Raw genomic sequence first — 22,719 nt, forward strand, 5'->3', positions numbered from 1 at the left:
GGGAGGAATAAAAAGAGGCCGCTCTGTATTAAAGAGCTGCCTGCTTTATCAGTTGCTATCATTATTTTAAACAACTGATTTTCTCTTATAATTGTTACCACACTTTACATGTCCAGAGTGTATGTGGCAACACATGAGTACCGGTGAGTTTAATTAAATATCTAGGTTCCTATTCCAGTGGAATTTAGCTATTTTTCTAATACATATTCAACTTTGCCCTTTTTAGCTTGAGTAAAAAATTTCACATAAAACATGATGGGACCTAACTAGCTTAAAATATAAAAGCCTGTGAAATTTTAGAGGATTGTTTTATCCCAACCTCTACCTTATAAATTAAATTTACATTTATTCAAATACAGCTACTAAGCGGCCTTTTACTTCATGGTTTTTCAGTTTTTCGATGCCTTTGTCGATTTCTTCGAATGGGATAGTGATGAGATTTGGATTCATTTTTCCAGTAGCGAAGCAATCATATACACCTTTTAAGTCTTCTACTGACCCACCATTACTTCCTAAAAGCTTAATTTCTTTTGTAATCATTAAATACGTGTTGATATTTGATTCTAATTTACCCATACCAACAATGACAACTGTTCCTTGAACTTTTACAGCTTCTAATGCATCAGAAGTTGTTTGTCCAAAGCCGGCAAAGTCAACAATGACATCGCATTCTGCTTCTTTCATATCTAGAACAGTATCGTAAACTTTATTAGCTCCTAGTTCTTCAGCAAGTTTTCGAGCTTCTGGAGATACATCTGTAGCGTATACTTTACAACCTTTAATTAATGCCATTTGTAAGGCAAATTGACCAAGTCCACCGATACCGATAATTCCTAATTTTGTACCTTCTTTTGCTTGTCCAATACTGAAAAGAGCTCGATACGCTGTAATTCCTGCATCTGTTGAAGCTGCCCCTTCTACAAAGGAAACACTTTCAGGAATGATCACACATTGGTGAGCAGGAACACGCACTTTTTCTGCATATCCTCCGTCATAGTTGTACCCAGCAGTTATTTTCGTTGCTCGATCCATTGGGTTAGCCCCAACACGGTCTCCAACTTTAATACCTTCTACACCTTCCCCCACTTCAATAACAACCCCAGCAAACTCATGCCCCATAATAACAGGACCATTTGGGAAAAGTGGCATCCAACCTGGATCTTGTAATGCTGCAACGTCCGAATGGCATAAACCAGCAGCTTTCACGTCTATCACAACGTGACCTGGAATCGCTTTTGGATCTTCTTTTTCAATCAATTCTAGTGGTTTATTTGTACCTGAAAATTGCCAACCTCTCATACTATCTCCTCCAAATTGTTTTAATATATCGAGTTAATTAATAACTCAAAAAATAAACTCTTAATATTTCAGTCTAATCTAGCTTTTGAGCCAGCTTCATGGACTCATTATTCAATAAATTAAACGTTGTATAATGCTCCATCAACCGTGAATGAAGATGAACTAACATAAGTAGCTTCATCAGAAAGTAAGAAAGCAATCACGTTAGCTACTTCTTCAGGTTCACCGTAGCGTTTCATTGGCACCGCATCGTTATAGGCTGCTTGTGCTGCTTCTGCTGCACCTGGTGCAACTTTTGATTCAATATTACGCATCATTTGTGTATTAATAACTCCCGGGTTTACTGTGTTCACACGTACATTATATGGAGCAGCTTCTAACGCGGCTACTTTATTCATACCCATTAATGCATGTTTCGACGAATTATATAGCATCATTTGTGGTGAACCAATTAGTCCTGCTACTGAAGCAGTATTTACAATTGATCCTGCTTTCTGTTGTTTCATGATTGGTAATACATATTTTAAACCGTAGAAAGCACCTTTTACGTTAATGCTATATACGAAATCGAAATCTTGTTCCGTTATTTCTTCTATACTTTTTGCTGGACCTTCTACCCCTGCATTATTTGCAAATCCATCAATATGGCCGAACTTTTCCATAGTTTGCTCAACATAATTCTTTACTTCTGCTTCTTTAGAAACATCTGCCTTTAATGTTAGAACGCGATCTTCACCTAAGTTAAGTTCCTCTGCAACCGCTTTCACAGCAGCCTCATTTAAATCCACAAGGGTTAACTTTGCACCTTCACTTGCAAGTTTACGAGCAATTTCTTTTCCTATGCCTCCAGCAGCACCTGTAATAATTACGACTTTGTTTTCAAATCTCATATTAATACCCCCTCTAAAGATTTTGGTTATATTTAAAGTGTAATCGCTTTTACACTTTGTACACAATCCTTAACATTTGCTATAATGTCGAAGAAGCCAACACTTTCGATCAATCTGTCGAATAATAGGAGAGGAATATGATGAAATCCAATTCCACCCAAGCTTTAAGGACCAAGAGTTTCTTAAAAAAGGCATTTATTGAAATGGTACATAAGAAAGGATTTAGTACTGTTACGGTGAAGGACGTGGTTGATTATGCTCAATATAATCGAACAACCTTTTATGTGTACTATCAAAACATATACGATCTTGTTGAAGAGTTAATGGATGAAATGTTTGAAGCCATACAGTATTACAGCATGTCGAAATACCAAAGCGATAGCCGGGTAAAAGTAAAGGAGTTGACAACAAACTCTTTCGATTTGTTGTATTACATTTACGATAACCGTGATTACTTCACATTACTACTTTTAGAAGATACGTTACCATACATACACCAGCAACTGCCTGAAGCGATTTTTAATTTACTAAAATCTAAATTCGATATTCAATATGGAGTGTCGTTTGTCGATGATCATTCCCAAAAGCGCTATATGGCCTATGGTACGGCGGGATTAATTACGGACTGGATTGCGAAGGATTTTGATGTGACACCTGGTGAAATGACAGAACGCCTCATTCGTATTTTAAATACATTTGCAAACGGTTTTGTCATAAAAGAAATCGACACTTAATAATACCTTAACAAGCAAAAAAGAACGAATTCCACTAAAATTGGAACTCGTTTTTTAATATATTTGTGTTAGCTCCAACCAAACGACAGCTTCGCAATGGGTTGTATACGGGAACAATCTTCCCCATTTTGACCGTTCATCATTTCTAGATCTGTTCAGGTAATAGGTGTTATCTGTTCAACAGTTGCTTATATAAAAAGCACTCCTTGGCAGCTAACCAAAGAGCGCCGTACTTTTACATTTGGCACACTATCACATCTCAAAATCCTACTCTTTTACACGCATCAATTACATATTTCTCACGAAAATATTGGTCACCTTCTGGTAACATCGTGGTAACAAACTATAGAAAACTACCGAAAATCACAGTTCATTTAAAAACTTACAAAGCCCTAAAAAACCCTGATATAAAGCCAATCGGGGAAAGTTTAAACTGGAGATATTGTCCAGTTTAAACTCGCAACTAACACTATTCCCATTATAGATGAAATATCCATAATGCTCCAAAATGAATTACAATAAACCAACTCCTTAAAGAGTCAGCTCATTGTTGCAGGACAAACCTTTTTGTTCTATTCTCCTCCGCTATCACTAAAATTTCTGAGGAAACTCCTTTGTTTAGCTCTTAAGCTAAAGCTTCAATAGCATTCTTAATTTATTGAGCATCTAACTTACCTCTGAGAAAGACAATCAATCTCTTGGAGAATACATAAACATATAACAAAGTGTTTTTGTTCACGTGAATCTTTTGTGACAACTATTACGAAATGACGAGACCATTTTGCAACTGGTACATTTGATAATAGAGTCCTTTTTGCGCCAATAGTTCCTGATGTGTTCCTCTTTCGACAATGTTTCCTTGATGCAAGACGAGAATTAAGTCAGCATCTTGAATCGTTGATAATCTGTGCGCGATCGCAATTGTCGTTCTCCCTTTACGCATTTTTGCTAAAGCAGCTTGAATTTCTTCTTCTGTTTCCGTATCAATATTAGCCGTCGCCTCATCGAGAACAAGGATCTTTGGATCTGTCGCAATGGTTCTCGCGAATGCAATAAGCTGCCGCTGTCCACTAGAGAAAGTAGAGCCACGCTCAACGACTCGATGCTCGTAACCATCTTCTAGCTTTTCGATAAAGCGATGTGCCCGAACAAACTCCGCTGCTTCTTTTACTTTTTCATCGGTCATTGAATCGTTATGCAAGCGAATGTTATCCTTTATCGTCCCATAAAATAGGAAAGGGTCTTGAAGAACGAGTCCCATTTTTTCCCGTAACTCCTCACGTGAATATTCCTTAATGGACATCCCATCAATCAAGATATCCCCTCGCTCAAATTCATAAAACCTCATCAGCAAATTAATGATTGAACTTTTCCCGCTACCCGTATGACCGACCAACGCGACCGTCTCACCCGGTTTTGCCGTGAAGGAAATATCTTTGAGCACATCCTTTTTCCCATCATAGGAAAAACTGACGTCACGGAACTCGATTTTTCCGTCTTTGATTTTTGTTTCACCCTCATTCTTTTGTTCTGGTGCCATTTCTGATTCATCAAGCAGTCGGAATACCCTGCCAGCAGCAATAATGGCTTGTTGATACAACGATAGCTGTCTCATCACGTCATTCACTGGCCTAAAGAAACGATGCAAATACGTTGTAAAAGCATAGACCACACCAATTTCGACAGGACTATTTAAAGAGGTAATCCCGAAATAGCTTAGTGCCATAATTAAAGAGCCAAAATACACGAGCTCGACTGCAGGTCTTAAGAGCAAGCTGTCTAGTTTAATATTTCTGCGACCGGCAAGAAAATGCTTTTCGTTGATCGTTGAAAACTCTCTTTCCAGTCTTTTCTGCTGTCTGAACATTTGGATCATGGACATGCCCTGCAATGATTCATTAATCTTTGCATTCAACAGACCTAATTGTTCACGCATTTCCGCATAATAACGTGAACTGTATTTCCGATACATTTTTATGATCAAAAAGACAAGCGGAAGAATGATTAAACAAAATACTGCCAATTTCACATTTAAAATGAACATCGCGATAAAAATACCGATAATTAAAAATCCACTTTGGATAAAGCTGGCGAGAACCGTTACAAACAGTTCCTTTATGGCCTCTGTATCATTTGTCACTCTAGAAACAGTACTTCCCGCTGGAGTCTTATCAAAATATTTTAACCCGAGCCCTTGTACTTTTGTAAAGACATCCACACGGATTTTTTGAATGATTTTTAAGGCAATCTCCTGAAATTTATATTGTTGAAAATACGTAATAAACGACCTTGCTACATGAATTGCAAGGTAGCCTCCTCCTAAAAAGAGCAATGGCTGAAGAGGAAGATGTCTCGGTGCTAAATAGTGATCAATAAAGTGCGCAATCATTAGCGGTCCGACAATTTCCCCCAATGTAGCCAGCGTCAGCAGGATAAAGGCAAAAATAATTTTTTTATAATGAGGGGTCGTATAGGAAAGCAGTCGAAATAGGATCGTACGCTGCTCCTGTTTTGTAAATTCAGTTGGTTTGCCCATGAGATCCCCCTTTCTCTACAAGTGCTTCTAACTGCTGATGGAGATACATTTCCTTATACCAGCCATCCTGTTCCATTAGCTCATCGTGTGTACCCATTTGGGCAATCTCTCCTTCATCAAGAACGACAATCCTATCTGCATGCTGGATAGCACTTAAACGGTGTGCGGTAATAATCGTTGTTTTTCCAGCACGTGTTTCCCTTAATGATGCGAGGATCCCTTCTTCCGTTTTCGCATCAACAGCAGATAAGGAATCATCAAGAATTAGGACTTCTGGTTGCATTAATAATGCTCTGGCAATGGATATCCTCTGCTTTTGTCCACCGGAAAGGGAGACGCCTCTCTCGCCAACAATCGTCTCATATCCATCCGTAAATTGAAGAATATCCTGATCCACCTTCGCTAATTTCGCGGCATGATGAACCTCCTCGATTGAAGCGTCCGGCTTTGCGAATGAAATGTTTTCTGCAACCGTCGCAGAAAATAGAAAATGCTCCTGTGGTACATAACCAATGGCTTCACGAAGCCTTTCAAGTTTATATTGGTCTATACGTCTTTCGCCAAACAAAATGTCTCCATCAAAACCTTCACTCTCCCGAATGAGAAGTTTTAGTAACGTCGTTTTTCCAGCTCCTGTTTTTCCGACAATGCCAAGGGTTTCTCCCCTTCTTAATCGAAAGTGAATTTGTTTTAATACAGGGTGCTGTTCTCCTGGGTACGTAAAATCATTAATATGAAACGCAATATCCCCAGTTGGAACTTGATCTAGCGCATCTGGTGTATCTTTTACATCCACGGGTTCGTTTAGGATCTTCCTTATCCGGTCATAAGAGGCTCTTCCTCTTTCTAAAATATTAAAAAGCCAGCCAAATGCCAGCATCGGCCAGACGAGCAGCCCTAAATAGGCATTAAACGAGACGAGTTCTCCAATTGTAATCATTCCGTCTATGACAAACTTCGCACCAAAAGCAATGGATAAGAAAAAAGAGACCCCTACAATGCCAGCGATGGTTGGATCATATAAGGCATCCACTCGTGCAACTGCCAAGTTCTTTTTCACGACATTTGCTGATTGGTGATAAAATTCTTCGACATCTTCCTTTTCTTGACCAAATGTTTTAATGACTTTAATTCCTGTAATACTTTCCTGCGTTTTGTCGTTCAAAGATGAAAAGGCTTCTTGCGCCTTGTAAAACCGTTCATGAAGCAAACGACCATACCAGTTTGTCATAATCGCCATGAATGGCATGGGGATTAAGCAAATCAGCGTTAATTCCCAGCTGATCGTAGCTGCCATTATCACAACAACCGCAATTCCAATCGTCAAAGAATCGACCATTGTTAATACGCCGGCTCCAGCGGTCTGCTGAATTGCCTGTAAGTCATTCGTCGCATGAGCCATTAAGTCCCCTACTCTTTTCTTTTGATAGAAGGTTTGCGACATTTTTGTAAAATGAGCATACAGCATATCCCGCAGCTGTCTAGCAAGCTTAAGAGAGGAACCGAAAATCATAGCCCGCCAGAAATAGCGAATGACATACATCGAAATGCCTGTGACTGTTAAAATGATCATCCATTTCAGAAGCTCGCTTCCTGTTAAAGTCCCTTCTTTAATCGCATCTACAATAATCCCAATGATTTTTGGCGGAACCAATTCAAGCATCGCAACAATAATTAATAAAAGGATTCCTACAATATATGGTCTTTTTTCCTGTTTAAAGAACCATTTCAAATCCATAAAAACCTTCATTCAACCACCCCCTATAAAAACATAAGAATATGAACCCTGTCATTTCCTCTACACCAAATAAAAAGCACTCATTTGCGAGTGCTTTTCATCTTTCATTTTTACTGCTAAACGCTGTGAACTGTCGTGTCGGCCTCCAATTCACTTCAAAAACCAAAACCTTTGAACAAATATAAGTTTAGAGAAAAACTAGACAGTTTTCAAATAGAAAGAAATATCACTTCTATCAATCATTGTCTATTAATTGTCTAGTTTAAGCAAGGGATTCAACTCTTATATCCTCGATCAGAACAATACAATGCAGCTGTCGGTAGTACAGGTGGAGCGGCAGCGATTTTAGGGGGAGTTGCAATATGTATTACTGCGGGGGAAACAGCAGGCAGGACGGCGTTTGAGCAAGGACAAAATTAGGCTGCAAAGATACATGTACACACATCTAAAAGGGGCAACACACCAACGTTTTATTGATAATACTGTAGATAATGCTGGTTTTAGTTTAAATTCATACTGTCACAATCAGTTTAATATACTCTAACAAGCAATAAAATCACATTTTTGAATCTTTACTTAATCAATTAATCCTGAATTAACTTATTGTTCCCGACTTGTCGTTCCGAAAAATACAGGCTTTCAAATCAATTTTTTGCAATAACCTAATGTATAAAAAAAGCTAAAAACAATCTTTTCATAAAACGATTGTTTTTAGCTTTTTTAATGTTTTTCCGTATTAAATTGAATAACTGCATTCTTGGTTCTTGTATCTGCTGGAAAATGATTTATGTCAAAAAGCTTTAAAAACATCATTAAGAACGTTCTGACTGTTCCCTGTTAACTGCCTCATTATTGTCGTTAATCATACTTCTTACTTCTTGCACCATTTCATCAAACGTTTGGTTCACTCTATTCATAATCTCATCTTGAGACGTGTTGCCATTTTCAACATTGCTGCTTTCATTGTTATTGCCTTTTTTCAATTTCTTCACCTCCGATACAAATATGGTTTGTAACGGGAAGAAAAATATACTTTGAATTGCTTGTTCACTACGGCTTGTGTAATAAAGTTAATCTAAAATAGAGCTTTTATATTATTGCTTTTTTAGGCTGTAGAGCGATAATAAAGTTGTTTTAATTCACTAAAATAAACAAAAGCCTTACTATGTTTGATATGTAGTAAGGACTTTAGAAGTTGTTTAAAACCACATTGATCTAAAAGAATTTTACTGCTAAAAAGGATAATAAAGTCATTTCATTCTTTTTAACTAAAGCACCCGTTAGTTTAAGTATATTTAATCACAATCTTCAATACATATATCCGATATAACTCATTACTCTTTGTTATTGAAAATGTTACATTTTAATTGTCTCTTCTTACTAATGAGCATTTCATAAAAATCCTTTTATTGAGGAGATTGCCCAAACCCATTTAGTATAAAAAATACGATATCTTCAATGGCATCTTCGCTAATGGATTTTTTATTTAACAATACAAAATTAGAAATAAAGAATCCACTCATTACTGTGCCCAGCATTTTTAGGATTGAGTCGTTTGGTATGTCTTTTATATCTCCCCGTTGTTTGAATATCTCAATTACTTTTACTAAGCGAACAGACGCCGCTTCTAAAAGGTAGGGAAGTATTTCATTTTTAAGTTCTTCTTTATAAATTATTTCTTTTATGACTACCTGAAATATTTCTCTGTTTTCCGAGATAAAAGCAATACGATTTGTTAAAAAAGCTCTTAAAAACTCTTCAAATGTACACTTATCATTCATTATTTCTCCAATAAGTTCATCTGCCATCGCAGGGAAAAAATCTTTTATAAAAGGTACCATTATAGATAATAATAAATTTTCCTTTGTTCCATAATGTTTAAAAATTGTTCCCTCAGCAACGCCTGCCATTTTTGCTATTTCTGACGTTGCAGTATTTGAATATCCTTTTTCTGCAAAAAGTGTAATAGCAACCTCAATAATTTTCTTTTGTTTAACCGTTTGTTTATTTGATTTTTTAAGTATTTTAGCCATTTCATCCAATAGATTATTATTTACCATTTTATTCACCATCTTTGCTTAACGCTATATCGTTACCGTATTATAGCTTACGATACTTTTTCAGAGCAAACAAATTTAAGACGATAAATACTGCTGAAAAAGCCAACAAGATATATAAATTACTACTAATGTCAGTTAAACTTAAACCTTCGTACATTACTCCTTTTAACGCATCTGCTGCATAATACAACGGCATAAAGTTCGCAAATACTTGTAGCCACTCCGCCATTCCCTCGATAGAGAAAATGCCTGAAAAGAATATTTGTGGCACAACGATAATTGGAATGAACTGAATCATCTGGAACTCTGAACTTGCGAAAGAAGATAACAATATTCCAAGTGATAAAGCCACAAGTGCTACGATGATATTAATTAAAATAACATTCCAAATAGAACCGACTAAAACCATATCTAGCACATTGATTGCAAACAAAACAATAATAATGGTCTGTATCACCGCTAATATACCGTAGCCAACAAGATAGCCTGTGACAATCTCTCCTCTTTTAATAGGTGTTGCTAACAAACGTTCTAGCGTTCCAGTTGTTCTTTCGTTTAATAGCCCAATGCCAGAGATTAAAAAAACGAAAAAGAAGACAAAGAACCCTACCAAAATAGGACTAAAAGTATCAAAAAGCTCTGTATCGCTGCTACCATATACATAGTTGGTTTTCATCAAATCTTGTGATGGAAGTTCACTCGGAATTGCGTTTGCTCCCATTAGCTTTAATTGGATTTCTTTACTATAAATTTGCTTTACTTTCATTTCTAAGCTTTTTGCTATCGAAGGATCGTTATTAAGTAACGTTATTGTTGCTTTATTGCCATCGACTTGTAAAAATCCGTCTAAATTTTTATCTAATATAGTTTCATTCACATTTGAAACTTTGTTGTATTCTTTGACCTCAATGTCAGCATCTTTTAATTTTTCAATGATTTGCTGATTCCCATTAGCAACTCCCAAAACAGGATCAACGGTATTTCCATTAAAAACTAGGTTCATTAGTGTTAAAACTAATAAAGGAGCCACAAAGAGAAGAGCCAACGTACGCTTATCTCTAAGAATTTGTAATAAAATTCTCTTAATAAGTGCTACTGTTCTCATTGTACTTTCCTCCCCGCATCTAAAAATACCTCATCCAAACTATTTACTTCATATTGGTCTTTCAATTGGCGAGGTGTGCCAGTTGCAATAAATGAACCATCTCGAACCATTGCGATGTAGTCACATTTTTCTGCTTCATCCATTACGTGAGTCGTTACAATAATGGTTTTTCCTTCTTCATTTTTTAATCTTAAAAGCTCAGTCCAAATACTTAATCGTAATTCAGGGTCTATCCCCACAGTAGGTTCGTCTAAAATCAGAACTTTAGGATTTTGAATTAAAGCAATTGCCAAAGATAATCGACGTTTCATACCTCCTGAGTAAGCTGACACTCTTTTATTAAGATCGGCAGTTAGGTTAACTAAGTCAGCAGCGTAGGAAATGCGTTTCTGTTTTTCAGTTTTATCTAATTTAAATAGGGATGCGAAAAACATTAGATTTTCCTTACCTGTAAGGGCCATGTATAACGCATCTGATTGTGCCATATAGCCAATTTGCTGTAAGATATTTAAATTAGGCATTTTTTTACCTAATAAATAGATAGACCCTTTATCTGGAATATCCATACCAACTATCATTTTAACTAATGTTTCCAGCTCCAGAAGGCCCAATAAAACCATAAATACAACCTTCTTTAATATCAAAGTTGATGTCTTTTAATACAACTTTCTTTCCGAAACTTTTCGTGACTTCTTGAATTTGAATAGTATTTGTTTCACTCATTTTTTATTCCCCCTCTTGAAGGTGAGTGTTTAATCACTTACTTTTATTATATTTTTAAGTTGGTGGTTTTTCAATAACTTTATTATCTCTTTACATAGGCAACCCAAGATTTTCATTATTTTCCAACGAAATATTCTCCTTTCACCAAACTTTCACCTTCCCCCTTTAGAATTCAACCTATCAAAGAAAGGAAGGAGGAAATGGAGTATGAAATTAAATGTGAAGAAAAGTTTCTTTTGGGGGGCAATCGGGATAGTCATCTTATTATTTTTCAAATTTGCTTTGAGCTTGATGAGTTTCTTCTCCCCTTCCGGACAACCTCTTGAGCAAGGCTTTGTGGGCAGAGGGCATGGACGCGGTCCTGGTTTTGAGCCCCATCATGTTATGCATGGAGCGTGTCATGGAGGGTATTTCCCGTGGATTGGCCTACTTCTCTTCCTAGTGATCGCCTTGGCAGCTGTTGTCTTGTTTTTCAAATGGCTACGCCGAAAAAATGATTCACTTGAGCAATTTGTGAACATCCCGTTAACCGACTCTTCCGCTATTTTTATTGAAAGCAACGCTGATATTTTGGATACATGGGAAAAAAATCAAACGATGAAAAAGGAGAATGACAACGATGTGCCTTTTTAAAAGAATGAAATCCATTATGATGGCAGAGTTACATGGTGCACTGGATAAAGCGGAAGATCCAATTGCGATGTTAAATCAATATGGAAGAGAAATGGAAGAGAACGTGGCAAGGGGCCAGGATGCTCTTGTTAGACAAATTTTTCTTGAGAAAAAACAACAAGCCTTGATTTCTGAAACAGAAGCGTTGATTGCTAAAAGAGAGCGACAAGCAAGGCTTGCAGTAGAACAAGGTGACGACAACATGGCCACTCTCGCTCTTTATGAAAAAAGCCTCCAAGAAAACCAGCTGAAGCTGTACATGGAACAATTTAAAGCGATTCAGCAGCAGACAGAGTCCCTTAAAGAAAAATTGCAAGAATTCAAAGGAACATCCAATGAGCTGCTGCATAAAAGAATTTTATTAAGCAGCAGAGCGAACGTAGCTCGATCAATTAAGCAAATGCAACAAACAGCTATTTCATTTAATTCTGAAAGCGTCGTAAAAGGAATGGCCCGCGCAGAAGATCGTATTTTATTAATGGAGTCAGAAGTTCAAGCCTTTAGTCAATCTTTACAACCACATGAACCTTCAGCGAAAGGCTATGTGAATAGCAGCCTGGAAGAGCTTCTGCAAGAGGAGCTTCAAAAACTAAAGCAAGGTTCATCCAGAGAAACAGCCTAAACAATGTTTGGGAAGCGCCTTTTTTTATTACGGCGCTTCCCTTTACATTCATTTATTTCTTTTCTCAAATACCTTTACTAGTTCTTCTCCCATCAATTCAGATGAAAAGGGATCACGGCTTGTCACGATCTGCTCATCCGCCCATACGGCATGGGCTTTTTTAGACAAGTCTCCCTTATCATAAGAGGCAATTTTGGTCATTTCTTGTTCCAAGCTAAAAGGTAAAATATCAAGCAATCCTTCTGGTTCAATTTCATCCGGATAACCTGTTACCTTCTTTCCGGCAATGATGCTTTTTCCATCCGGACGCAGCGTCCAAATAAGAGGAGCCGGTCCATGACATTCGGCAGCTACAATCCCTCCATTATCATAAACGGCATTAATAATTTGATGTAAGTCTTCATTTTTAGCTAAGTCATACATGGCTCCATGTCCGCCAACGATTAACACGGCTTCATATTCCTTTGGATTGATATCAGCAAGTTTTGCTGTTTCATCTGCCTTCCCTGATTCATAGAGCGCCTTATACGTCCCTTCAGGATCATATTCTGGTAAGAAACTAGCCTGATCAACGACCGGTTTTCCTCCTAATGGAGAAGCCAAATCGACTTGATGACCTGCCTTTTCTAAGGCATGTAACGGAGCAAAAAGCTCTTCGCCCCACCACCCGGTTTCATAGTTGTTTTTTTCGTCCTTATATCCGCTTGAGAGAACAGTTAATACTTTTGCCATAACTTTCTTCACTTCCTTATTTTTATTATTTACTCTTAAAAAACCTTTTCCTTAACAGCCATCCCTATCGCAGGCCATGCCTTCGATTGAACTATTCGCTGTTTCCTTTTGGCTCTCTTCATTGATAATTTGCTCAAGCGTCTCTTTAGATCGGATTCCTCCGATAATGGTATTGCCGATGACAAACGTTGGAACGGCCGTAATGTTTGCTTCTTCATAGGCATGTTTTAATGCCTTTTCGTGTTCCTCTTTATAAGTTCTTCTCTCCAAGACTGTCCGATATTCTCCCTCGTTAAGCCCTATTTCTCCAGCTAATTTTGTCAGTACTTCAATATTCCCGATATCTTGTTCTTCTTGAAAAAAGGCACGAAGCACTCGGTCGTTATACTTGTTTCCCTTTCCTTGTTCTTTTGCGTATTGATATCCTTCAAACGCCAAATGTGTGTAGGGCTGTGGTGATACCTTTGACAGAACAATCGAGATTCCCATCCGTTCCGCTAACGGATAGACTGATTGCTTCCAGGTATTTTGCAAATAATCTCCCTCCGGCTTTAACGTTTCATTTGGAAAGGGACGCAGCTCAAAAGGCATCCATTCTACTTCTACATCTTTTCCTTTGATGGCTTCCTCCAACGGCTTTTCCGCTAAGAAACAAAAAGGACAGACGTAATCTGAATACACCTTAATTTTTATCCTCACAGTGATCCCCCCTTTTTATCATGCTGTACATCTGATCTATTCCCTTGAATGAAAAGTAAATTCATCTCGGGCGCCATTATTTTTGACATACTTTTGTATTTTTATTTTTTCTTTTGTTTTTATCATTTATTGGCCGAGGAGTTTTTTGATTGCTGATCTTTGATTTATTTTTTGAATTTTGCACACAGTGATTTTAGCATTTAAAATAACAGCATTTGGTTGACACTTTCCTTTGTTTCTTAAACTTTCCTTTTCTGAGTTTTTTGCATTTATTCAAAGCAGCCTTTTGACTGGTGCGCTCACTGTTAAATGTTTAAGTGATACTATCTCTTGCTATTTCGGGATTTAATTATAAAAAGAAACCGCTCAATTGAACGATTTCTTTGAAGGTCAGTCGTTTCATGTACATTAGAGAAATTTTATCTTTAATTAAATAAGAAAAGAAGTTTTAATAACCAAGCAATACTGCGCCATCGTTTAGTCACATACACTGTCTTCTTTTTCTTTTTTATCCCCTCATATATTTGCAAAGCGGCCTTTTCTGGAGGTGCCATCCAAAACATCTTGTCTCGATTGCCTTTGGCCATTTCCGTATCAATGAACCCGCATTTAACATCCGTTACAAAAATATTATTTTTTTGAAGCTTGAACTTTTTTCGAAGACTCACTAAATAATTCGATATAAAGGTTTTTGAAGCATTATATGAAGGAGCAGCAGGATTAGCCATTAATGCTCCGATAGACGATATACCGACTATATGTCCTGAATCTTTTGATAAAAAATGGTTATAGGCAATGTTAGTGATCGCTATAAATCCGGAAACATTAACGTCTACTGTCTCTTTTTCCAAACTTAAAATCAAATCAGGATTAAGATGCCCCACACCAGCACTAACTACCATTAAGTCTATTCCTTCCATCTCTTCAATAAATTCTTTTAAAAGATCTTTCGCATTCCAATGTGCAATATCTATACATTTGATATACGATTCATGCGGGAGCTGTTTTTGAAGAGCAAGTAGTTTTTCTTTTCTTCTAGCGACTAAACCAACTATATATCCTTCATTCGATAACAACCTTGCAAGCTGTTCCCCAATACCTGAACTTGCACCAACCACTACCGCTTTTTTCACGCCATCCACCACAGCCTCTTTTATTTTACTGATACAGATTTATTATCAATCCAAAAATCTATTACTCAACCATTCCCATTAAAAGGTCAAGCACGCCCTTTACCTAACAGAAAAACGGCCTTGCATTTCCTTCTATTCTGTTAGTGTGAATTCAGCCGCTATACGTACAGGCTCTTCTTTCCCTTCACTATGTGCGGGGCCAAATGTATGCCTCACTCTGTATTTGCCTGCGGTCATTAATGTTCTAAATCTGTCAAATGAGAGGGTTACTTTTTTACTTTCACCTGCTTCTATTGGTGGCAGATCAAGTAGAAATTCTGTGCCCAAATTGTATTTTATTTGCAGCCACTTATCTCCCTGTTTCTTTTCTAATATGTATTCACGGGTAGAGGCATAATCGAAATCTGCCGTATTAACAAGTACTATACTTACAGCCGTATCAGACGACAGGCTGTAGCTTTCCTTTTCTGTTTTTATTGTCAAGCCATTTCGCGAAGAAGGAAGATCACCGTAAGAGGATGGGGATAAAGCCGGGTCACTCAACCGGGCTGTCATGACAGCAAACTCCCCTCTTGTTACAGGGTCATTCGTGCCAAACTTCGTAAGAGACTTTCCGTTTGTAATCCCTGAAGCAGCAAGCCGGTTGATGGCGGTCGCGTATCTCCCTGTTGCATCTGTAAATTGGTGCACCGTTTCGTCCGGAGATGATAGTACATCATAATAGGCTCTTGAGAGAATAATAGCGGCTTCTCCTCTCGTGATCACATCATTGGAGCCGAAAAAGATATCCGTTTTTCCTTGGATGATTCTATAAAACTGAAGGTAGGAAATTTCATCTTTCGCACGATCCGGAATGTCCTGAAACGTCGACCTCTCCCCCGGCAGATGCAAGCTTTTTCTAAAACCGATGCCACGTGCTACAATCACAGCCGCATCTACCCGTTTGATTAGCAACCCCCAACCGAATGCATCTTCACTCACACCATTAAGGAACTTATTTTGATAAAGAGCCGATACCGTTTCCTTGTATTGTACAGGCACATCCTTAAAAGGAAATGTACTCGCAGGCTGTGCTAATACCGGATTAAAGTTGGCTGCTTCTGTTAAATCTGCAGGTATTGAGCAAAGGATCCCTGCTAATGAGGCTGCAATCAAACTATGTTTCATTTTTTTCATGTCTCTCTACTCCTTTCCACTTTAATTCATTATTTTATTTATTATACCAAACGAAAACCAATTTTTTACTATTGGTTAAGAAACTAACACAATATGCAGCTGCATAAAACGGTAAAAATGACGAAGACAAACACCGGCTTAAAAATGAATAGTCCACTCTAAATACAAATTTATCATTCTCCCATAGTTTGCAAGAATGGCAGATAAATCTATAATAAGAAAATATCGTTTCTTCTAAAAAAGCAGGAGTCTGCTGCAGACTTTTTACGATTAAACAAGGAAAAAACTAAACACGGGAGGCCAAAAGATGAAAATTAACCAGAAGGAATTTACTGTTAATGGAATAGACTACATCATCAGATCGGCTGTCAATAAAGATGCAGAGGAGCTATCAAGCGTTAGATTACAGATTGATGGAGAGACTGAAAACCTTGATAGAGAAAAAGGGGAAGCTTTCATTGATACATCTGGGTTTGAGTCACTTATCCAGGCAGATACAGAAAATGAGAAAAATCTCTTTTTAGTTGCAGTCGTAAACGATCGGATCGTCGGTTTTTCGAGATGTGAAGGAAATTTTTTAAAACGTTTTGCTCATAAAGTAGAGTTTGGGGTCTGTGTCTTACAAGATTATTGGGGATTAAGCATCGGGACAAATCTTTTGAAGGAATCCATCGCTTGGGCAGATTCAAATGGAATCACCAAAATCACTTTACAGGTACTAGAATCAAACGACAAAGCGATACACCTTTACAAAAAGTTTGGTTTTAAAGTCGAAGGCGTACTTGAACACGATAAAATCCTTTCAGACGGCCGCTATTACAACACCGTTGTGATGGGAAGATTTAAGGGATAAGGTCTTCCAGTCTAATCAAACCTCATAAAAATTGGCTTTTTAGAATAGAGAGGACATGCATTCTCTCTGCAGAGAAAGTCCGCTTCCTACTTTCTCTGCTTTATTAGGATAACTATATATGGGCTCACTTATAAACTTAGCTCTACCGTCACACCCATCCATCTTACTGTTGTTTCTATTCATCTATCTCCTAGATACTAACCGTTCCTCCCGCCCATCCTTTCATAAAATCTTTCAACGAGGAAGCAACCCAGGTTCGGCTATCGTCTTCATGATCCCAAACATAGCAGCTTCTCGTTATATTAAGGCTTTATCTTGATTAAATGCTCTGTTCTATCTAGCAAAGTCTGCATGCAAGCCCTTTTGATAGAAACAGTTTTTTAGCTGAAGAAATGAAAGACTGGGCAACTGGTAAATGCAGATGCCAATACCCATTGTAAAACTCAGACAGGAATGTCTCTGTTTCCTGCTCGATTCTCTCCATCATCTTTTTCGTTTTACGCTTTAATCCCCGTATTTTTTTATTCGGCATCGTTTCTCCCTCTGCTAAAAGTATGACTTATACTGCTTAAATCCCCTAGATAGCTATATGCATTTTCATTACAGGGTTTTTAGCTTTAGAAAATAAAAACCGCGAACCCTTACTCAAAGTTCAACATATGGTAAAGTATCGCCTAGATTTTGTTCTTATATTGTATCGAATATTGTGAAGGAGTGAAAATATTGACTCCTGCCAGAATAACGAATCACGTGAACGTGAATCAAATTTATGTTAATTCTATTGATACTTCTTCTGGAATTTTTGTAGGGACCAATTATGCTAACAATTGGTCTTCACATCGAAAAAACAATTATGGATTTGGATCCATCAGCCATTCTCAAGTTTCAAATAATTACAGTTACGTAATGGATAATGATTTAATCGATACTCCTATACAAAACAATCCAACGATTCTACTGGATGGACACATGGCTGAAAACCAAAATGATATTGATATTGGCCAAATTAATATCAATGTGCTGGATACGTGCGCAGCCGTTTCTGTTGGAGAAAATGAATTAACTGGCTGGAGCTCACATAGTAAACGAAATGCTGGTCAAGGAAGATTTACAGGGGAAGTTCACAACACGCAAAACTCCTCTCTCATCTTGGATGCCGATGTCATTGACTGTGAAATAAATGATAACCGCTAACATTTGCTGGTACAGGGAAAAAGGAGGAGGATTTACTTGGCAATAGCTTTTACATTAGGCTCTATCAATGTGAATTCTCAGAATACAAATTCAGCCATTTCTATCGGTGAAAATCAATTGCCTGGCTGGGCTGCACATCGAAAGGTAAATAACGGGATGGGTTTTCAGGCCGGGAATGTGTTTAACGCTGGGAATATGACGGGCGTTAACGATCCTGATGCGATAGACGGAATGATGAATAACCAAAATATTTCCCCTAGTGCTCAAGGTCAAGCTCTTTAGAATTTACGGCTTGACCTTTGTTTTATATCAATTCTTATAAACCTTTTAGCATACCGAAAAATGAAATTCATATAGTATATAAAGTCTTTTGCGCATCTGTCATTTTAATCAATATATTATAGTTCCACGTATGGGAGGTAGTAAATGAGTGGTACAACCTCATTTTCGTTCTAACGTTAAAGATGTGTTAGGAAAAGATTTTTCCGAACTATTGTATGAAATAGCCCCATTTGTAGAACCGAGAATTGATATTTTTCAATCCGATCATTATTTTATGATTTCTGTTGAAATAGCGGGGGCACGTCATGACGATATTTCTGTTAAGCGGCAACAGAATACTTTACTAATTGAAGGAACGATTCCTAATAGGCATATAGAAGAAAATATAAAGGTGATCAATAGCGAACGATTTTACGGCCCTTTTAAAAGAAGTGTATCAGTCCCGAAAACTTGCGCGCTAGAGAGATTAGACGCTGTATTACAAAGAGGAGTATTATGGATCACCATTCCGTTTCATTCTAACGCCGATGACAACGAAATTAAAATCTTTGAGGAGAATAGCCATGACATCAATTAAATACGGATCATTAAAGATTAATCAAATTACCTCTTCTTCTGGTTTGTTTGTCGGGACAAACATTCAAAAAGGCCGAAAAAGCAAAGCAGAACTTAACGAAGGCTTTGGCACTATTCGGGGCCGCCGCAATAAAGTGGAAGCAAATTCAGGGGTTGTAGCGAAAGATTCTAAAAAAGGAACAGGATAAGATGGACCAGGAACATATATTAGATAAGCTTGAGGAGCTGTATGAAAAACTTAATGCGCTCGAAACATCTATCCATAGGAAAGGTAACCTTTCTATTGTCATGAATATCGATGTGAAAGACCTGCACCTGCAGGAATTAAACTTAGAGGAACTGGCCTTTCATCTTGATAAGCTAGATATAAAAGAATTGAGCGGAATGCTGAATCTTGGAAATGCTTTTTCGCCTGTTGTTCATCCTAAAAAGGAACCTGAAAAGGCGAATACCCCAGAAAATCGGGAACAGACCGAAAAGAAAAAACAGACAGCTGACGATATCAAAATAAGTGTGAATGAAAAGTCAGTGCCCTATACAATCGATTAAGGAAAGGATGTTGGCTTTGAAGCGATTTTCCCCTTCTTTTTTCATTGGTTCCATTTCCATTGGAACAGTTGAAGGTGCCTCCTGTGTCAATCTTGGAAACAACCTTCCGAGCGGATTTGTAAATTATAAAAAACAGAACCAAGGGTTTGGCTCGATATCTGGGGATCATAATGATATTCGTGATATTTTAGCTACCATCGAAGAACAAGATATCAATGATTCTTTTCATTATAATGGAATAGATCACACAGAATACGAACAAGCCATTGAAAATGAGATGCTGAATACAAACGTTGAGATTGATGAAGTGAATAATAGCAGACAAGATGGCAAATGAGAATGTTGTTTTACTTAGATATGGAGAGGCAAAGTTCAACTCAAACTAAGCATGGCGCCGGCCGTTATGTCTATCTAAAGCTAATCAAAGATTTGCCTTTTATCCAAAAATAATTGTGAGAAATCCTAAGTCATTTTTGTATTTATCATGAATGGGCTTGAAGCAGCCCGTTTTCCCCGGTCGTGCGCCAGCTGCTAATTTCCTTATCATCGGCAATAATGACATGTTAATTTCTTTTACCATTTCCTCCCATATACTTGAATATACTCTGTCTTTATCTAAGACAAGGAGATTCAAGACCCTTCATCTTTTTATTATAGTAAGTATGCGAACAAACTTTCAACTTACTGCATCGTTCTCTGATCTCCATTCCACTTTCCTTTTATGCCGATATTTATATGTTTTGTTACAATCTCAAAAAAATGTTCTCTAAAAATAGCATTTACTGATATAATTGAGAAGAATAATCATTATCTATTTACGGACATGATGATGTACTTTTAAATACATGATAAAGCGTCTGATTTTTATTATTGGCTGGAGGGAATACACGTGCTTCTTTCGGAGTTAAGTCGAGGAGAAAAAGCCAAGATTGTGGATTTATCTAAAGTAAACGATATGGTAAAACGGAGATTGCTAGATTTAGGAGTTATGGAAGGCATGGAAATCCAATTAAAAGAACGTATGCCTTTTAAGGGTCCTTTTATGCTTAATCACAGTGGGCAATGTCTCGGGATTCGTCATCAAGAAGCAGTTCAGATTGAGATAAAGAGGCTATGATGAACCTTGCTCTGTTAGGAAATCCGAATACCGGAAAAACTTCTTTATTTAATAATTTGACCGGCTCTTACGAATATGTTGGAAACTGGAGCGGAGTGACGGTCGAAAAGAAAATTGGAACATTAAAAAATAAAACAGGACAGCTCATTGATCTCCCGGGCATTTACACACTAAACCCTTTATCAAAAGATGAGGGAGTCGTTTCAAACTTTTTTATTCATGATTCATTTGATGGGATCGTCAACATTGTGGATGCGTCCCAATTAGAAAGAAATTTAAATTTGACTATACAGCTTCTTGAATTTGGAAAGCCTATGGTGATTGGTTTAAATATGAACGATGTCGCCAAAAACCGAGGCATTTATGTAGATGAACAAAAACTTTCTATTGCCCTGCACGTTCCTGTTACGTCAATTATTGCACGAACAGGAGAAGGCTGCAGCCTTTTACGTGATCAACTTTCTAACTTACAAACGATAGAACAGCAGCCATTGATTCTTCACTATGGGGCCGCTTTAGAAAAAGGCATTGAAGCATTATCAAAGCTTATGCCAAAACAAGCTGCGAACAACTTGCCCCACCGTTGGCTGGCTTTGCAATTTTTCGAAGGCAATCAAAATGTACAGGACTTTTTGGCCACTTTCATATCAACGGAAACTTTGAAGGCGCTCTATGAAGAAACAGAACAAGCTGTGCAGAAGAGTCATGGCGTAAACAGCTTGTCTCAGTGGATATATACGGTTAGACGGACATACATCGACTCGATCATTGAGCAGGCAGTGGATCACCAGTCCGCTCACTCCACTAATTGGACAGACCGGATTGATGCTGTCGTGACCAATAAAGTTTTAGGACTGCCAATCTTTTTGCTCTGTATGCTCTTCTTATTTAAATTAACGTTTGATTGGTTAGGTACACCGCTTTCTGATGCTTTAGACAGTTTTTTTTCAGGGCCGTTAACAAACTGGCTATCATGGATTCTTACGAGTATCGGTGCTTCTTCTTTTATTCAAGCGCTCGTGCTTAACGGAATTATTTCCGGAGTAGGCGGTGTGTTAGTATTTATGCCGCAAATCTTTATTTTATTTTTCTTTATCTCTCTTCTTGAAGATTCAGGCTATATGGCTCGTGTAGCGTTAGTGATGGATAAAGTGATGGAATCCGTCGGTTTAAATGGCAAAGCCTTTATTCCGATGATTATTGGCTTTGGCTGTAATGTTCCTGGAATAATGGCTGCCAGAACCATTGAACAGCCAAAAGAACGATTACTTACGATTCTATTGACTCCTTTAATGTCCTGTTCAGCCAGATTGCCGGTATATGCGCTTTTCGTTGGCGCATTCTTTGTTCAGTATCAAACAATTATCGTCTTTTCACTTTATTTGTTAGGAATTGTCATGGCCTTGCTATTAGCTAAATTGTTTTCCATGACCATTTTAAAAGAGGAACAATCTTTGTTTGTGATTGAGCTTCCGCCTTATCGTCTTCCTCAATCAAAGGCGCTCTTTAGAAGCACCTGGGATAAAGGAAAAGGCTTTATCCGAAAAGCTGGTACATTCATTTTTGGGGGTTCCGTCATTATTTGGCTGTTAACTTATGCCGGTCCTCACGGTTTAAACGTTCAGATGGACGACAGTTTTCTTGCCTTAGTTGGCGGATTTGCAGCCCCGCTTTTAGCACCTCTTGGTTTTGGCACATGGCAGGCAGGCGCCGCCCTGATTACAGGATTTTTGGCAAAAGAAGTAGTCGTATCAAGCATGAACATTATTTATCACGTTCCAAATGTAGATTCACTGCAAGGGTTGATGGCTACGCAATTTACGCCGCTTGCTGCTTTTACCTTTATGGTGTTTGTTCTTTTGTACATCCCTTGCCTGGCGACGGTAGGAACGATCCGAAAAGAAACTGGTTCAGCTAAATGGACTTATTTTTCGATTATTTACGCCCTAGTATTAGCTTATGTCTTATCTTTTGTCATTTATCAAGGCGGAAAATTATTAGGCTTCTAACCCTCTAGGAGGAATGAACA

Annotated in this window: 25 protein-coding genes and 2 pseudogenes; 12 read left to right on the forward strand and 15 right to left on the reverse strand. The window is 37.8% G+C overall.

All coding sequences use genetic code 11. The annotated features are described in order from the left end of the window. Positions 1-345: 345 nt before the first annotated feature. Positions 346-1,299 carry a zinc-binding dehydrogenase gene (locus AC623_RS09875; protein ID WP_049662275.1) on the reverse strand — a complete coding sequence of 318 codons (954 nt, stop codon included), beginning with the start codon at positions 1,297-1,299 and terminating at the stop codon, positions 346-348. 119 nt (positions 1,300-1,418) lie between these two features. After that, entirely contained in the window at positions 1,419-2,189 is a 771-nt protein-coding gene (locus tag AC623_RS09880) for an SDR family NAD(P)-dependent oxidoreductase (protein ID WP_049662276.1), read from the reverse strand. A gap of 137 nt (positions 2,190-2,326) precedes the next feature. Between AC623_RS09880 and AC623_RS09885 the strand changes: the two genes are divergently transcribed. Then, entirely contained in the window at positions 2,327-2,923 is a 597-nt protein-coding gene (locus AC623_RS09885; protein WP_082174383.1) for a TetR/AcrR family transcriptional regulator, read from the forward strand. Between the two features lie 760 nt (positions 2,924-3,683). Here the strand turns inward: AC623_RS09885 and AC623_RS09890 are convergent. The 6 genes and pseudogenes from AC623_RS09890 to AC623_RS09910 form a co-directional block, all read right to left on the reverse strand. After that, positions 3,684-5,459, reverse strand: coding sequence for an ABC transporter ATP-binding protein (locus AC623_RS09890; RefSeq protein ID WP_049662278.1), 1,776 nt, complete (start codon positions 5,457-5,459; stop codon positions 3,684-3,686). Next, positions 5,443-7,209 carry an ABC transporter transmembrane domain-containing protein gene (locus AC623_RS09895; RefSeq protein WP_049662279.1) on the reverse strand — a complete coding sequence of 589 codons (1,767 nt, stop codon included), beginning with the start codon at positions 7,207-7,209 and terminating at the stop codon, positions 5,443-5,445. The genes AC623_RS09890 and AC623_RS09895 overlap by 17 nt, the downstream gene beginning before the upstream one ends. 800 nt (positions 7,210-8,009) lie before the next feature. Beyond that, positions 8,010-8,180 (reverse strand): hypothetical protein, encoded by a 171-nt coding sequence (locus AC623_RS21455; protein ID WP_156187021.1) that lies wholly within the window; start codon positions 8,178-8,180, stop codon positions 8,010-8,012. A gap of 423 nt (positions 8,181-8,603) precedes the next feature. Continuing rightward, positions 8,604-9,257, reverse strand: a complete 654-nt coding sequence (locus tag AC623_RS09900) for a TetR/AcrR family transcriptional regulator (protein WP_049662280.1) — start codon at positions 9,255-9,257, stop codon at positions 8,604-8,606. Between the two features lie 40 nt (positions 9,258-9,297). Further along, complete coding sequence (locus AC623_RS09905; RefSeq protein ID WP_049662281.1) at positions 9,298-10,362, reverse strand: ABC transporter permease; 1,065 nt, start codon at positions 10,360-10,362, stop codon at positions 9,298-9,300. Then, positions 10,359-11,085, reverse strand: a pseudogene (locus tag AC623_RS09910) (ABC transporter ATP-binding protein). Before AC623_RS09910 ends, AC623_RS09905 begins: the two are co-directional and overlap by 4 nt. Before the next feature lie 207 nt (positions 11,086-11,292). On the opposite strand from AC623_RS09910, the gene AC623_RS09915 reads away from it, so the two are divergent. Both AC623_RS09915 and AC623_RS09920 read left to right on the forward strand, forming a co-directional pair. Then, positions 11,293-11,718 carry a hypothetical protein gene (locus tag AC623_RS09915; protein ID WP_049662282.1) on the forward strand — a complete coding sequence of 142 codons (426 nt, stop codon included), beginning with the start codon at positions 11,293-11,295 and terminating at the stop codon, positions 11,716-11,718. Then, positions 11,705-12,379 carry a PspA/IM30 family protein gene (locus tag AC623_RS09920; RefSeq protein ID WP_049662283.1) on the forward strand — a complete coding sequence of 225 codons (675 nt, stop codon included), beginning with the start codon at positions 11,705-11,707 and terminating at the stop codon, positions 12,377-12,379. Before AC623_RS09915 ends, AC623_RS09920 begins: the two co-directional genes overlap by 14 nt. Before the next feature lie 48 nt (positions 12,380-12,427). Here AC623_RS09920 and AC623_RS09925 read toward each other — a convergent pair whose 3' ends face one another. The 4 genes from AC623_RS09925 to AC623_RS09940 form a co-directional block, all read right to left on the reverse strand. Next, positions 12,428-13,111: a type 1 glutamine amidotransferase domain-containing protein gene (locus tag AC623_RS09925; RefSeq protein ID WP_049662284.1), complete on the reverse strand. Its 684-nt coding sequence runs from the start codon at positions 13,109-13,111 to the stop codon at positions 12,428-12,430. Between the two features lie 51 nt (positions 13,112-13,162). Beyond that, the gene (locus AC623_RS09930; RefSeq protein ID WP_049662285.1) at positions 13,163-13,810 is read right to left on the reverse strand and encodes a DsbA family oxidoreductase; all 648 of its coding nucleotides are present in this window, start codon (positions 13,808-13,810) and stop codon (positions 13,163-13,165) included. A gap of 425 nt (positions 13,811-14,235) precedes the next feature. Then, positions 14,236-14,952, reverse strand: coding sequence for an SDR family NAD(P)-dependent oxidoreductase (locus AC623_RS09935; protein ID WP_231603448.1), 717 nt, complete (start codon positions 14,950-14,952; stop codon positions 14,236-14,238). Between the two features lie 123 nt (positions 14,953-15,075). Further along, entirely contained in the window at positions 15,076-16,119 is a 1,044-nt protein-coding gene (locus tag AC623_RS09940; protein WP_049662286.1) for an S-layer homology domain-containing protein, read from the reverse strand. A 307-nt stretch (positions 16,120-16,426) separates the two neighbouring features. On the opposite strand from AC623_RS09940, the gene AC623_RS09945 reads away from it, so the two are divergent. Then, positions 16,427-16,972, forward strand: a complete 546-nt coding sequence (locus AC623_RS09945) for a GNAT family N-acetyltransferase (RefSeq protein WP_049662287.1) — start codon at positions 16,427-16,429, stop codon at positions 16,970-16,972. Between the two features lie 190 nt (positions 16,973-17,162). Here the strand turns inward: AC623_RS09945 and AC623_RS22170 are convergent. Together AC623_RS22170 and AC623_RS09950 are read right to left on the reverse strand one after the other, a co-directional pair. After that, a pseudogene (locus AC623_RS22170) lies at positions 17,163-17,258 on the reverse strand (SMI1/KNR4 family protein); the annotation flags it as partial. Between the two features lie 51 nt (positions 17,259-17,309). Then, a complete protein-coding gene (locus tag AC623_RS09950) occupies positions 17,310-17,504 on the reverse strand; it encodes a DUF3916 domain-containing protein (RefSeq protein WP_053104113.1) in 195 nt (64 codons plus the stop codon). Positions 17,505-17,695: 191 nt separating this feature from the next. On the opposite strand from AC623_RS09950, the gene AC623_RS09955 reads away from it, so the two are divergent. The 6 genes from AC623_RS09955 (at position 17,696) to AC623_RS09980 (ending at position 19,910) form a co-directional block, all read left to right on the forward strand. Continuing rightward, complete coding sequence (locus AC623_RS09955; protein ID WP_049662288.1) at positions 17,696-18,166, forward strand: hypothetical protein; 471 nt, start codon at positions 17,696-17,698, stop codon at positions 18,164-18,166. A gap of 36 nt (positions 18,167-18,202) precedes the next feature. Then, on the forward strand, positions 18,203-18,448 hold the full coding sequence (locus AC623_RS09960) for a hypothetical protein (protein ID WP_049662289.1): 246 nt from the start codon (positions 18,203-18,205) through the stop codon (positions 18,446-18,448). Positions 18,449-18,596: 148 nt separating this feature from the next. Then, complete coding sequence (locus tag AC623_RS09965; protein WP_049662290.1) at positions 18,597-19,025, forward strand: Hsp20/alpha crystallin family protein; 429 nt, start codon at positions 18,597-18,599, stop codon at positions 19,023-19,025. Further along, a complete protein-coding gene (locus AC623_RS09970; RefSeq protein WP_049662291.1) occupies positions 19,012-19,212 on the forward strand; it encodes a hypothetical protein in 201 nt (66 codons plus the stop codon). Before AC623_RS09965 ends, AC623_RS09970 begins: the two co-directional genes overlap by 14 nt. Position 19,213: 1 nt before the next feature. After that, a complete protein-coding gene (locus tag AC623_RS09975) occupies positions 19,214-19,573 on the forward strand; it encodes a hypothetical protein (RefSeq protein ID WP_049662292.1) in 360 nt (119 codons plus the stop codon). Positions 19,574-19,589: 16 nt separating this feature from the next. Next, entirely contained in the window at positions 19,590-19,910 is a 321-nt protein-coding gene (locus AC623_RS09980; RefSeq protein WP_231603451.1) for a hypothetical protein, read from the forward strand. Between the two features lie 99 nt (positions 19,911-20,009). Here AC623_RS09980 and AC623_RS21460 read toward each other — a convergent pair whose 3' ends face one another. After that, positions 20,010-20,153 (reverse strand): hypothetical protein, encoded by a 144-nt coding sequence (locus tag AC623_RS21460; protein ID WP_156187022.1) that lies wholly within the window; start codon positions 20,151-20,153, stop codon positions 20,010-20,012. A gap of 309 nt (positions 20,154-20,462) precedes the next feature. On the opposite strand from AC623_RS21460, the gene AC623_RS09985 reads away from it, so the two are divergent. Together AC623_RS09985 and feoB are read left to right on the forward strand one after the other, a co-directional pair. Then, on the forward strand, positions 20,463-20,690 hold the full coding sequence (locus AC623_RS09985) for a FeoA family protein (protein ID WP_049662293.1): 228 nt from the start codon (positions 20,463-20,465) through the stop codon (positions 20,688-20,690). Then, positions 20,687-22,699 carry a ferrous iron transport protein B gene (gene feoB / locus AC623_RS09990; RefSeq protein ID WP_442853533.1) on the forward strand — a complete coding sequence of 671 codons (2,013 nt, stop codon included), beginning with the start codon at positions 20,687-20,689 and terminating at the stop codon, positions 22,697-22,699. Before AC623_RS09985 ends, feoB begins: the two co-directional genes overlap by 4 nt. The last annotated feature ends 20 nt before the right edge of the window (positions 22,700-22,719 follow it).

It is taken from the genome of Bacillus sp. FJAT-27231, from assembly GCF_001183975.1.
GTDB classification, from domain to species: Bacteria; Bacillota; Bacilli; order Bacillales; family Domibacillaceae; genus Pseudobacillus; species Pseudobacillus wudalianchiensis.